This window comes from Allobosea sp. GW822-FHT05A11, assembly GCF_058800455.1.
Window position 1 is genome coordinate 244,113 of the sequence record NZ_JBXAMI010000006.1, and the last position, 11,661, is coordinate 255,773.

At 63.0% G+C, this 11,661-nt stretch carries 12 protein-coding genes; 3 read left to right on the forward strand and 9 right to left on the reverse strand.

What is annotated here, in order from left to right; translation table 11 throughout:
* Positions 1-216: 216 nt before the first annotated feature.
* Entirely contained in the window at positions 217-513 is a 297-nt protein-coding gene (locus tag AC1RLU_RS20845; RefSeq protein ID WP_492797960.1) for a SemiSWEET family sugar transporter, read from the forward strand.
* Positions 514-526: 13 nt separating this feature from the next.
* Here the strand turns inward: AC1RLU_RS20845 and AC1RLU_RS20850 are convergent, their stop codons facing one another.
* The 7 genes from AC1RLU_RS20850 to AC1RLU_RS20880 all read right to left on the reverse strand — a co-directional run bounded on the left by AC1RLU_RS20850 (position 527) and on the right by AC1RLU_RS20880 (position 6,860).
* Entirely contained in the window at positions 527-1,285 is a 759-nt protein-coding gene (locus tag AC1RLU_RS20850; protein ID WP_492797961.1) for a YihY/virulence factor BrkB family protein, read from the reverse strand.
* Positions 1,236-1,472, reverse strand: coding sequence for a hypothetical protein (locus AC1RLU_RS20855; RefSeq protein ID WP_492797962.1), 237 nt, complete (start codon positions 1,470-1,472; stop codon positions 1,236-1,238). Before AC1RLU_RS20855 ends, AC1RLU_RS20850 begins: the two co-directional genes overlap by 50 nt.
* Before the next feature lie 99 nt (positions 1,473-1,571).
* Positions 1,572-1,817 carry a hypothetical protein gene (locus AC1RLU_RS20860; protein WP_492797963.1) on the reverse strand — a complete coding sequence of 82 codons (246 nt, stop codon included), beginning with the start codon at positions 1,815-1,817 and terminating at the stop codon, positions 1,572-1,574.
* A gap of 17 nt (positions 1,818-1,834) precedes the next feature.
* Positions 1,835-4,075, reverse strand: coding sequence for a xanthine dehydrogenase family protein molybdopterin-binding subunit (locus AC1RLU_RS20865; protein WP_492797964.1), 2,241 nt, complete (start codon positions 4,073-4,075; stop codon positions 1,835-1,837).
* A gap of 10 nt (positions 4,076-4,085) precedes the next feature.
* Positions 4,086-5,111: an FAD binding domain-containing protein gene (locus tag AC1RLU_RS20870; RefSeq protein WP_492798221.1), complete on the reverse strand. Its 1,026-nt coding sequence runs from the start codon at positions 5,109-5,111 to the stop codon at positions 4,086-4,088.
* Entirely contained in the window at positions 5,108-5,623 is a 516-nt protein-coding gene (locus AC1RLU_RS20875) for a (2Fe-2S)-binding protein (protein WP_492798222.1), read from the reverse strand. The genes AC1RLU_RS20870 and AC1RLU_RS20875 overlap by 4 nt, the downstream gene beginning before the upstream one ends.
* 118 nt (positions 5,624-5,741) lie before the next feature.
* Positions 5,742-6,860, reverse strand: a complete 1,119-nt coding sequence (locus AC1RLU_RS20880; RefSeq protein ID WP_492797966.1) for a catalase family protein — start codon at positions 6,858-6,860, stop codon at positions 5,742-5,744.
* Between the two features lie 274 nt (positions 6,861-7,134).
* On the opposite strand from AC1RLU_RS20880, the gene AC1RLU_RS20885 reads away from it, so the two are divergent.
* Together AC1RLU_RS20885 and AC1RLU_RS20890 are read left to right on the forward strand one after the other, a co-directional pair.
* Positions 7,135-8,928, forward strand: coding sequence for a thiamine pyrophosphate-requiring protein (locus tag AC1RLU_RS20885; protein WP_492797967.1), 1,794 nt, complete (start codon positions 7,135-7,137; stop codon positions 8,926-8,928).
* A 66-nt stretch (positions 8,929-8,994) separates the two neighbouring features.
* Positions 8,995-9,594 (forward strand): flavodoxin family protein, encoded by a 600-nt coding sequence (locus tag AC1RLU_RS20890; RefSeq protein WP_492797968.1) that lies wholly within the window; start codon positions 8,995-8,997, stop codon positions 9,592-9,594.
* 45 nt (positions 9,595-9,639) lie between these two features.
* On the opposite strand, the gene AC1RLU_RS20895 is transcribed toward AC1RLU_RS20890, so the two are convergent.
* Positions 9,640-10,584 (reverse strand): cation diffusion facilitator family transporter, encoded by a 945-nt coding sequence (locus AC1RLU_RS20895; protein WP_492797969.1) that lies wholly within the window; start codon positions 10,582-10,584, stop codon positions 9,640-9,642.
* A gap of 89 nt (positions 10,585-10,673) precedes the next feature.
* Positions 10,674-11,096: a low affinity iron permease family protein gene (locus AC1RLU_RS20900; RefSeq protein WP_492797971.1), complete on the reverse strand. Its 423-nt coding sequence runs from the start codon at positions 11,094-11,096 to the stop codon at positions 10,674-10,676.
* Positions 11,097-11,661 lie beyond the last annotated feature (565 nt).

Here is an 11,661-nt window from a genome sequence, read left to right on the forward strand (position 1 = left end):
TACGGCTTCTATCGCTTGAATCTTGAGGCCCGCGCCTCGCACGCGAGGGATGTCTCGCCGAAGCCCGGCCCCAGAAGCACTGCTCGCCTCTCGACAACGCAGCCCCGCCCAAATCGCACGGGCGCCCGCCAGACATCGAAAAAGCAGGCGAATGCTTAGACGCATCAGCACAAGGCTCGGGCGCACGCCCGACGCCTGTTCCCTTAGGCGCCCGCAATGAACTGGATCGCGGTCATCGGAACAGGCGCCGCACTGTGCTCGACCATCAGCTTCGTCCCCCAGGCTTGGCGGATCGTCAGGACGCGCGATACGCAGGCGATCTCGCCAGTGACTTACAGTTTCACCGTCACGGGCTTCGCTCTCTGGACGGTCTACGGTTTCGGCCTGGGCGAGTGGCCACTGATCGCCACGAACAGCGCTTGCTTCGTTCTCTCCGCCTTCATCCTCATGATGACGCTCCTGCCACAGGCAAGGAAGGATGCCGTAGCAGATCGGATCGATCCATCATCCTGAACATCACGGGCAGCTATGCTTTGCGGTCCGCCGCGTCGGCGCCGCGCGCTCCAATCGGCATCGGAAAACCCTCCGTGGTGTCCCGATCTGTCTGCCGCGCGGCTTCCGCATTCAGCTCTGCACCAACCAATAGGATCGTGGCGGACAGCCAAATCCAGGTCATCAATCCTATGACCGCGCCGACCGCCCCGTAGGCCTTGTTGTAATCCTCGAAATTGGCCACGTACCAAGAGAAGAGGATCGACCCGATGACCCAGGCAACCGCAGCAACCAAGGCGCCCGGGCTCACCCACTTCCACTGCGCGTCATCACGGCTGGGTCCGAAACGGTAGAGAATCCCGAGGCCGACCACGAGTGCGATGAACAGCAGAGGCCAACGCCCTACTGATATGAGCCATTCGCTCGCGGACCCCAGGTACACGTAGTCGAGGATGATCGGAATTGCCGCGATCGCGCCCAAGGAGATCAGAAGGAACGCTAGGATGTCTGCGGTGAAGGCAAGAGAAACCGCATTGAGCCTCAGGAATCCCCTTTTTCGTCCTCGCCGTAAGCGACGTTCAATGCATCGAACAAGGCCTTTACGCCGGCGTTGGCGCTCCACAGCGCCATTGCTAGGCTGAAGAAGAATGCGAGCCCGAGGGTCGCGCCGTTGCCGCTGCCGATACGGGTGACCTGGTCGTTGAGAAAGTCGGTCGCCGCGACATCCGCGGCGCGGCGTGGCCTCAGTCATCACTGTCGATCTGACGGCGGAGTTCGATGTCGGCCGCGCCATTGACCACCTCAGCCATACGCGACGGAAGGTCTGGGAATTCCTCCAGGATTTCGCTTTCCGAAATTCCCAGAGCCTCAGCAGCACCAATCGCCACTCCGACCTGTTGCTCCAACCGAGCATCGTTCCCATCTTCCAGGAACGCCTCAGTGGCCAAATTCTCCGCGATCCACGCTTCGACAAACGCCACGGCTCTTTCCGACATTGGTGCCTCGCCAACTACTGCCTGACCAAGAACGCGGCAGCGGCTCTCCAGTTGCCTTCGACGCGGCATTCTGCCGGAAGCAGCTCAGGTCTTGCGCAACTTGCCAATGTTCCCAGGAAGGCCCGATAACCGGAGATCGTCCGGGCGGTTCAACCCCTCCGCCGGCTCGGGGCCATGACTGTTCGCGCCCTTGTGCTCCTCGTCCCAGGCTCGGATAGCTGCAACCAGTCCGGCATGTTCGGCCGCGGAAGGAGAGCCATCGGGCGCGTCTGAAAGGGAGCTCGCGCGCGTGACCGCCGCCTCGTACTCGTCGTGGTTCGAGATTTTCACGCTCGTCTCCTTTCCCATCAAGCAGCCAACAGCTTGTCGATGGTCATGGGAAGGCTGCGCAGGCGCTTGCCTGTCGCGTGGTGGATCGCGTTCGCGATGGCTGCCGCGGTGCCGACGATGCCGATCTCGCCGAGCCCCTTGACGCCGATCGGGCTCGCCTTGTCGTCGTGCTCCTCCACAAAGACCACGTCGATGTCATAGATGTCGGCATTGGCAGGGACATGGTACTCGGCGAGCGAGTGGTTGACGATGCGGCCGAGGCGGTGGTCGGTCAGCGTCTCCTCGTGCAGCGCCATGCCGATTCCCCAGACGACCCCGCCGATGATTTGGCTGCGCGCCGTCTTGGGATTGAGGATTCGACCTGCCGCCACTGCGTTGACGATGCGCGTTACGCGGATCTGCCCGAGTTCCTCGTCGATCCGCACTTCCGCGAACACGGCGGAGTGGGTGTAGGCCGCATAGCGCATCGGCCCGATCAGGCCCGGGCTCGCACTCTTCTCGGCCTCCAGCTTCTCCTCACCCGAGGCCGCAAGTGCATCGGCCAACGAGACCGACTTGGCGGGATTGGTGCGCAGCAGGATCCGGCCATCGGCGAAAGCGATGTCGTCATTGCTCGCATCGACCAGCGGCGAGCCGTCGATCTTCCGCGCCAGTTTGAAGAGCTGTTCCTGCAATTCCTGGCAGGCGGCCATCACGGCACTGCCCGCCGACGCCGCCGTCCACGATCCGCCCTGCACGGGCGAGGCCGGCAGGGTGGAATCCGCGAGCCGCACCGTGACCTGCTCCATCTCGAGGCCGAGAGTCTCGGCGCCGATCTGGCTCAGGATCGTGTAGGTTCCGGTTCCGATATCGGAGGTCGCGCAGGAGAGTTCGAGACGACCATCGGCGGTGAAGACCGCGCGGGCCGCCGTCTTCATCATCCCCGCTTCCCAGACGCCGCTCGCCATGCCCCAGCCGATCAGTTCGCGACCGTCGCGCATGGAGCCCGGCAGCGCGTTGCGCTTGTCCCAGCCGAACCGCGCCGCCCCCTCGCGATAACAGGCCCGGAGCTCCTTCGAGGTGAAGGCCCGGCCATCGTTCTCGTCGTGATCGGTGTAGTTGCGCAGGCGCAGTTCGATCGGGTCGATTTTTGCCGCGATCGCCAGCTCGTCCATCGCACTTTCGAGCGCGAACAGACCGAGCGGCGCGCCCGGTGCCCGCATGTCTCCGGGCGAGTAGATATCGAGCTTGGCCAATTCGTAGCGCAGGTCGACATTGGCAGCGTGGTAGAGCATGCCCGACCAGTTGACGACGTTCTCCTGGTGATCCTCGAACTGCGAGGTCGCGGCGATCGCATGGTGCTGGATCGACACGAGCTTGCCATGGGCATCGGCGCCGAGCGACACGGCGTTGATGGTTTCCGGCCTGTGGACATGGCCGAACATCTGCTGCCGCGTCAGCTCGACACGGACCGACCGTTCGAGAGCCAGTGCAGCCATGACGGCGAGGAAAAGCTGGTGCTGCGGGCGCAGACCCGAACCGAAGCCTCCACCGACGTAAGGCGCGACAACACGGACGTCGTCGCTCGCGAGCCCAAAGACGCTGGCGACATAGGCTTGGCTGTTCTGCACGCCCTGGGTCTTGTCGTGGACGGTGATTTTGCCCTTCCCCTCCCAGATTACGGTCGTCGCGTGCGGCTCCATCGGATTGTGGTGCTCGGCGGCGATGGCGTACTCCGCACTGACGCGGACCGCAGCCTCGCTGAATGCCTTGACGGCGTCGCCGCGCGGGTCAGGTGGAGGCGCAATACCCATGCGCTTCTTGGGAGGCTCGTAGGCTTTGCGCCGAGCGATGCTCAGATCGGTGAGGTGCGGACCCTCGTCGTAGAAAGCCGTGACGAGAGCGGCCGCGTCCCGTGCTGCGTCGAAGCTCGTCGCGACGACCAAAGCGATGGGCTGGCCGCTGTACTGGATTTCATCACTGTAGAGCGGGCGGAATGGTGAGCCGGGAGGTGCGACCTGGTCGCGATATTTGTAGGTGAACCAGGCCGTTTGCGGCCGGTTCTCGTGCGTAAAGACCTTGAGCACACCGGGTGAGGCTTCCGCCGCGCTGACATCGATCGAACGAATGCGACCGCGAGCGATGGCGCTCTCGACGATGTAGCCGTGGCCCAGATCGATCGTTGGGAACTCGGCTGCGTAGGTCGCCGCGCCTGTGACCTTGGCAGGCCCATCGACGCGGTTGCGCGGGGAACCGATATGCGGATCGTTTCTCAGCATGACGGTCTCCTCACTCGATCCGCTTGTCTGTCAGGGACTGCGGCGTGCCAGCGGCGGCCTGGGACAGCGCCCGCATGATCGCGCGGCGCGCGAGATCGATCTTGAAGGCGTTGTGCTCATGGGGCTGCGCGCCTCCAACCAGGATACCGGCGGCGCGGGAGAAAGCCGCCTCGTCGGCAGCCATCCCAACCAGCGCGTCCTCAGCTTCCGGCCTGCGCCAAGGCTTGTGCGCGACGCCGCCGAGCGCCAGCCGCGCCGCAGCGATCCGACCACCATCGAGCTGAAGCGCTGCCGCAGCCGACACCAGCGCAAATGCGTAGGAGAGACGATCGCGGAGCTTCAGGTACGTGAAATTTTCAGCGAAGGCCGCCGCCTCCCGGGGCAGCACCACCGCCGCGACGATCTCGCCTCGGCGGAGCGTATTGTCGCGCTGAGGCTCGTCTCCCGGGAGGCGGTGATAATCTGCGAAGGCGATCTCCCGTCTGCCGTCAGGCCCAACCACCTCGACAGCGGCGTCGAGGGCCGCCAGCGCGACGCACATATCGGAGGGGTGCGTCGCGATGCAGTGGTCGCTCGCGCCGAGGATGGCGTGAATGCGATTGACCCCGCCGATCGCGCCGCAGCCGGAACCCGGAACGCGCTTGTTGCAGGGGGTGGAGACGTCGTTGAAATAGTAGCAGCGCGTGCGCTGATTGAGGTTGCCGCCCGTCGTCGCCGCATTCCGCAATTGCGGCGTGGCGCCGGCCAACACTGCATGGACAAGCAGCGGATAGCGCGCGTTGATGCGCTCGTCATATGCGACGTCGCTGTTAGGTACGAGCGCGCCGATACGCAGCCCACCCTCCGGCGTCTCCGAGATGCCCCGCAATTCGTCTAGGCGGGTTAGGTCGACCAGTTCACCCGGGCGCTCGACCTCGTACTTCATCAGGTCGACGAGATTGGTCCCTCCGGCGATGATCGCGGCTGCCGGGTTGGCCTGGAGGTGCGAGATCGCGTCTGCGAGGGTCTCGGCGCGATGGTAGGAGAAGCGATTCATTCCGCAGCCTCCCGGACGGCGCCTGATTGCTGCAGCAGCACGTCCTCGATGGCTTCGACGATGTTGGGATACGCGCCGCATCGACAGATGTTGCCGCTCATCAGCTCGCGGATCTCGTCTCGCGTGACAGCATGCCCTTCTTGGATCAGGGCGATGCCGGAGCAGATTTGGCCCGGCGTGCAGTATCCGCACTGGAACGCGTCGCGATCGATGAATGCCTGCTGCAACGGGTGCAACTCGCCGCCGTGTGCGAGCCCCTCGATCGTGGTGATCTCCTTGCCGTCCTGCATGACGGCGAGCTGGAGGCAGGAATTGATGCGACGGCCGTCGACGAGGACGGTGCAGGCGCCGCACTGGCCGTGATCGCAGCCCTTCTTCGTGCCGGTGAGAGTCAGATCGTGCCGGAGAAGGTCGATCAGCGTGGTCGAAGGCTGGACCGCGATGCTGCGCGGCTCGCCATTGATTGTGATCTGGATCGGAATACATGGCGAACCGGTTTGGGGTTGAGACATCCGGTGCACTCCGCTCCGATGATGATGGCCCCCCGACCACTGATGTGGTCCTAACAGGAAGCTGCAAGCGAAGTTCCCTGGAACTGGAAGACTTGTGATTGTCGTGCGCCGCGGCCAGTCAGGCCGACAGGTCGACGTCCTCGAGGTTCCTAGGCTGGCGCATCGGGCAGCCGCTGTGTTCTGAGCGGAAGCGCGCGGAGCTGCGGTAGGCTGCCTTGCGCAGGCGCATGATGGAGCCGAGTGGCCGATGCGCTGCCAGCCCGTGCCATGGGCTGAACGACTGACCGTCATCGATCGCGCGCGATTTCTCCTCGTTCCAAGCGACCTGCGAGGGGGCGCTGATCGTGGCGACCGTCCGATACGGACTCTTCTCCTCCGGCCACTCGACGCTAGCGTCCTCGATGGGCATAGCTTCCAAATCCGTGCAGAGCTGGACGCGGAGCTCCCAGCGCGCGCCCTGACGGGCAAAGAACTCGTTGCAGGCTTCGCGCAGCCCGTCCGGATGGCCGAAGACCTTGACCGGCTGGTCCTTCAAGTCTGTCAGTTCGGAGATGACCGGGACAAGCTGGACCTTGGCCATGTACTCCCCGAACAGGATTGGCGCGGCGCTGAAATAGGTCTCGCCGAGCGGATGGACCGCAGGGTGGCCGCCGAGCTGCTTGAGCGTCGCGCTCTCGCCGCCAACAGCTTCGACCGCTCTCTCGATGCCGCGGAGGGTATAGCTCAGGGCCTTCTTCAGGGGCTGCAGCTTGTCTGTCGTCGCGGCGAGCAGTTTCAGCTTGCCCAGGAAAGCCTTGCCGGTGGGCGCGGCGAAGACGGGGCCGTTGACGAGCACGAAATCCTGGACGGCGTCGTTCTCCGAACCGGGCAGTCTTTCGCCCTCGACTCCGATCACCTTGAAGGCCAGGCCGCGGGGCACTGAGACGTCGTCATCGAGGACGTCGCCGGGGATCGTCGACAACCGCATGATGGCAGGGTAGCGGCCGGGCAAGGAAAACAGCCCCTGGGCGAGTTCGCGAGGGAGGTCCGGGACCACCGCCAGTTCTGCTTGGAGCAGCGCATGGCTTTTGGCGTGGACGCTGCGCAGCGCACGACCCTCTTCCTTGAGTGTCGTTTCGCTGATGCTGCGCAGCGTCGACACCAGCCCGTCCTCCGTCGCGCGCTCCTGCGGCTCGGGCTGTTCGAACTCCGGGCGATAGGCCAGAGGCGGGGTTGCTAGCTCGCTACGGTCGGACATTGAGGGCTCCTGGGGAACCCTTGCCAAACACCATTCAAGCTCGACCTGTTCCAGACTACCGACTTTGGGCCCTCACACGCCCGCATATCGAGCCGCGCCCGGTGCGGTGGGTCAAAATTCGAATATCGCACATCGTCTCGCTGCGGCCGCTGGAAAAGGGGAACCTCTCTTGAATCGGGCTGTTCTGCTTAGAGTCAAAGGCTGGGGGAGCTGTGCTCGTGGACGGCGGAAACTATGTCCCACGTTTGCGCTGCCGAATCCTCGGGAGAGCCTAATGGCCAACACCGTCTCGGATTTCATCTGGAGCCGACTGCACGAATGGGGTGTCAGGCGTGTGTACGGCTACCCCGGTGACGGCATTGGCGGACTGATCGCAGCCCTGCAGCGGCGAGAGAAAGACATCGAATTCGTCCAGGCCCGACATGAGGAGATGGCGAGCCTGATGGCATCCGGCGAGAGCCGCTTCACCGGAAAGGTCGGGGTGTGCATCGCGACGTCGGGACCGGGAGCCGTGCACCTTCTGAACGGCCTCTACGACGCGCGGCTCGATCACCGTCCCGTCGTGGCGCTGGTCGGGCAGCAGGCTCGCTCGGCGATGGGCTCCCACTATCAGCAGGATCTCGATCTTCAGTCGCTGTTCAAGGATGTTGCCGGCGCCTATGTCGAGACAGCTTCTGTCGCCACCCAGGTGCCACACCTCATTGACCGCGCCTTCCGGATCGCCGAGGCGCAACGTCGCGTTACCTGCGTCATTCTACCGAACGACCTTCAGCTCGAAACCATGGAGGAGCCGACGCGCGAGCACGGCATGACCCATTCGGGTGTCGGGATCGAACTCTCGCCGGTCGTTCCCGCCGAGCCGGCTCTGCAGCGCGCGGCTGATGTGCTCAACGCAGGGAAGAAGGTCGCGATCCTGGTTGGCGCCGGCGCGCTTGGCGCGACCGATGCCGTGCTCGCCACGGCGGAGAAGCTGAAGGCAGGCATCGCTAAAGCGTTGCTCGGCAAAGCCGCTGTCCCGGACGACGTGGCGTTTTGCACCGGGTCGATCGGATTGCTCGGCACAAAGGCCAGCTGGGATATGATGCACGGCTGCGACACGCTGCTGATTGTCGGTTCGGGCTTTCCATACACCGAGTTCTTGCCAAAGCCGGGACAGGCGCGTGGCGTCCAGATCGACATCGATGCAGGCATGTTGGGCCTCCGGTATCCGATGGAGGTCAATCTCATCGGCGACGCCGCGGCAACGCTGGAAGCTCTCCTGCCACTGCTGAAGCCAAAGGGAGATGGTGATTGGCGAACGACGATCGAGGCCAATGTCAGCCAAGGATGGCAGGAAGCCCATGAAAGCGCGATGGTCGACGCCTCCCCGATCAACCCCCAGCGCGTTGTGTCGGAATTGTCGGATCGCCTGCCCGACCAGTGCATCGTAACGGCGGACAGCGGAACGACCACCGTCTGGTATGCCCGACATCTTCGGTTTCGGCGCGGTATGATGGGGTCCGTTTCCGGAACCCTTGCCACGATGGGCTGTGCCGTTCCCTACGCCATCGCCGCGAAATTTGCTCACCCCGACCGGCCCGCGATCGCGCTGGCGGGAGACGGCGCGATGCAGATGAACGGAATGTCCGAGCTCGTTACGATCGCGAAGTACTGGAAGCGGTGGACCGATCCCCGCTTGATCGTCATGGTGCTGAACAATCGCGAGCTGGCCTATGTGACCTGGGAAGAGCGCATCCAGGCCGGCGACCCGAAGTGGCCGACCAGCCAGGACCTCCCAGACATCCCGTACGCCGATATCGCGAAGCTCATGGGTCTGGGCGGGCGTCGTGTCGACGACCCCGAGCAGGTTGGGCCGGCATGGGACGAGGCTCTCGCGGCCGACCGGCCCTTCGTTCTCGACATGGTCACCGATCCCAACACTCCGCCATTACCGCCTCACATCACCTTCGCTCAGGCGCGTGGATTGGCGGGCGCCCTGATTAGCGGCGATCCCGAAACCGGCAACGTGGTCACCAACACCGCGCGTTCGCTGCTGGGGACGCTTCTGCCGTCTCGAAAAGAGCGCTGATTGCGACCCGCCTCACGTGGGTACGCCAGAGCGGCCTTCAGCCCTTAAAAACGATTGGATTTCCAGATGACGCTCAATATCCTGGCTCTCAATTGTACCCTGAAATCCGAAGGTCAGTCGTCGACCCAGCGCATCCTGGAATTGGCTCTGGGTGAGTTCGCCGACAACTGTGAGCAGGAAATCGTTCGAGTCGCTGCGCTCAACATCAAGCCGGGTGTCTCCTCCGACGAAGGGAAAGGCGACGACTGGCCGGCGCTCAGGCGCAAGATCGATGCTTGCGACATTCTGCTCATTGGCACCCCGATCTGGCTAGGCCAGCCATCGAGCGTCGCCAAGCGCGTTCTGGAGCGCATGGATGCCTTCCTCGACGAAGCGGACGATCAGAACCGAACGCCTGCCTATGGAAAGGTCGCTGCCATTGCAGTCGTGGGGAACGAGGATGGAGCTCATCACGTTTCCGCTGAAATAGCTCAGGCCTTGTTCGATGTCGGGTTTACGATCGCGGCCGGCGGGCCGACCTATTGGGTCGGCGAAGCGATGGGCAATGTGAACTTCATCAATCTCGACGACGTTCCTGAAACGACCGCTAAGACCAACCGCATGCTCGCGCGCAATGCAGCACATCTAGCCGGGTTGCTGAAGCGGCATGCCTATCCAGGTTATTGAGAGAAAATAAGGCAGATGGGGCGCTGCTCCCGACGAACTCGAATCTTACTCGACGACCTTGGCACGCCTTTTCCGCCAAGTGGCAGAAGTCTGCGGTTTCACAAAGACCGAGACGATGTCCGAGCGGCGTTTCTTCAGCCTGGCTTCAATGCGCTCCACGCAATCCTCGATATCCCCCGTGGAGCGGTCGTCTTTGAATTCGAGGCTGAGAGCCACAACGATCTGGTCGGGCCCCAGATGAACAGTTGTCATGCCGTTGACACGCTCGACATCCGGATCACCCTCGACCGCAGCCCTGATCTCGTCCTGCACATGGGGCAGAGCGGCTTCCCCGATAAGCAGGGCCTTGCTTTCCCGTGCGAGAAGCACCGCGGTGGCCGCAAGAATGATGCCGATCAGGATCGAGGCCACTCCATCGAGCTCGGGCCGCTCGAAGTAGGCCGCTGCGGTGATGCCAGTAAAAGCGACGATCAAACCGAGGAGTGCTGCGGTGTCTTCGAACAGCACCGTGAAGACGCTCGGGTCCTTGCTCTGGCGCACGGCGGCGAAATACCCCAGCGAGCCCTTAGCAGCCTTGAACTCCTTCAACGCCACCCGCCAGGAATAGCCTTCGAAAAGGGCCGAGAGGCCGAGCACGACATAGTTCGCGGTGAGGTTTGTCGTTGGATGCGGCGTGATGACATGGGACACCCCCTCATAAAGGGACACGCCGGCCCCAACCGCGAAAACCAGCAGCGCGACAATGAAGCTCCAAAAGTAGAGTTCACGGCCATGCCCGAAGGGATGCGTGAGATCGGGTGGCCGGGCGGCCCGGTTCAAGCCATAGAGCAGAAGCGCGCTATTGCCTGTGTCGACCAGCGAGTGAACGCCCTCTGACAGCATCGCCGAGCTGCCCGTCCAGGCCGCGGCGATGAATTTGGTCGCCGCGATCAGAAGGTTTCCTGTCAGCGCCGCATAGATAACTGTTCGTGATCCGGCTTGCGCCGCCATGGGCTCTCTCCGCCTGCGCGCAACGATCCATGCCTAACGGGGTTCCGGGCGCCTGCTCCGACGCCGCCGTCTCCCAGCCTACGATCGCGCTAGCCGGTAGGCTCGCCGTCACCGTTGCGGCGAGCGGCTGAAGCCCGCTTGCAGAAGTCCTTGCGGATGAGGACGAGGTCCTTCTCGTCGAGCTCCTCGAGGTCGAGCAATTCCTCGCGGGCACCTTCGAGCCGCAGAATGAGCTCATCGAGTTTGATCTGCATTGCGGCGGTGTCGCGGTTTTGACTGTTCTGAATAATGAAGACCATCAGGAAAGTGATGATCGTCGTGGATGTGTTGATCACGAGCTGCCAAGTATCGTTGAAGCCGAAAATCGGACCTGACGCAGCCCAAATCACAATCAGGGTCACAGCGCCAAAGAAGGTGATTGGTTTCCCGGTCCATGAGGCAACCGACTGGGCAACACGCGTGAACAAGGATGCCTTGTTGCCCTTGTGAATAATATGATCGTAGCTCGACATGACGCACCTCGATCCCGGACTCGCCGTTGGTCCGGCAAAAGCCCTGAACCGCCCGAGCACTCACGAGTTCCACGCCAATTGGATTGAGGAACCCCTAGGCCGATGCGGCTCGCGACCTTCGGTCATCTGGCGCGGCTGGCCGAGCAGGAGAGTGCAGAACCCGGTACCGAAGATGATCGTGACCTTCAACGTTAATGGCCCGATCTGACATGCGCTGACCGAGTCATGGCGGAACTCTGCCGTAACGCAGATGAAGATCTGCACTGCCCGATCTGCGAGTATCGTTCCCCGGAACAAAATAGGAACTTAATGCCGATAGCAATCGAGGGCAATCCCCCAGCAGCGCCTAGTCGTTCGCGACCGCCGGGTTTGATGTTGAGCGGCGCTATCAGGGAATATCGCGTGTCGGATACGGTTAGGTTGAAACGCGGTGCAGGCGTTGGAACTTTGGATCGACCGCGTTGTTTCGTGAAAACTCCTCCAAGTTGGACGGAGCAGTCTTGCTCGATTCAAGCCGTTTCCGCTTCGGCCGCTAATCCCCGCTGCGCCTTAGTCCCTCAGCTCA

What these genes read in the sequence shown, in the direction of transcription:
- AC1RLU_RS20845 (WP_492797960.1), top strand. Translation starts at nt 217, where the DNA reads ATGAACTGGATCGCGGTCATCGGAACAGGCGCCGCACTGTGCTCGACC.
- AC1RLU_RS20850 (WP_492797961.1), bottom strand. Translation starts at nt 1,285, where the DNA reads ATGGCGCGGCCGACATCGAACTCCGCCGTCAGATCGACAGTGATGACT.
- AC1RLU_RS20865 (WP_492797964.1), bottom strand. Translation starts at nt 4,075, where the DNA reads ATGCTGAGAAACGATCCGCATATCGGTTCCCCGCGCAACCGCGTCGAT.
- AC1RLU_RS20870 (WP_492798221.1), bottom strand. Translation starts at nt 5,111, where the DNA reads ATGAATCGCTTCTCCTACCATCGCGCCGAGACCCTCGCAGACGCGATC.
- AC1RLU_RS20875 (WP_492798222.1), bottom strand. Translation starts at nt 5,623, where the DNA reads ATGTCTCAACCCCAAACCGGTTCGCCATGTATTCCGATCCAGATCACA.
- AC1RLU_RS20880 (WP_492797966.1), bottom strand. Translation starts at nt 6,860, where the DNA reads ATGTCCGACCGTAGCGAGCTAGCAACCCCGCCTCTGGCCTATCGCCCG.
- AC1RLU_RS20885 (WP_492797967.1), top strand. Translation starts at nt 7,135, where the DNA reads ATGGCCAACACCGTCTCGGATTTCATCTGGAGCCGACTGCACGAATGG.
- AC1RLU_RS20890 (WP_492797968.1), top strand. Translation starts at nt 8,995, where the DNA reads ATGACGCTCAATATCCTGGCTCTCAATTGTACCCTGAAATCCGAAGGT.
- AC1RLU_RS20895 (WP_492797969.1), bottom strand. Translation starts at nt 10,584, where the DNA reads ATGGCGGCGCAAGCCGGATCACGAACAGTTATCTATGCGGCGCTGACA.
- AC1RLU_RS20900 (WP_492797971.1), bottom strand. Translation starts at nt 11,096, where the DNA reads ATGTCGAGCTACGATCATATTATTCACAAGGGCAACAAGGCATCCTTG.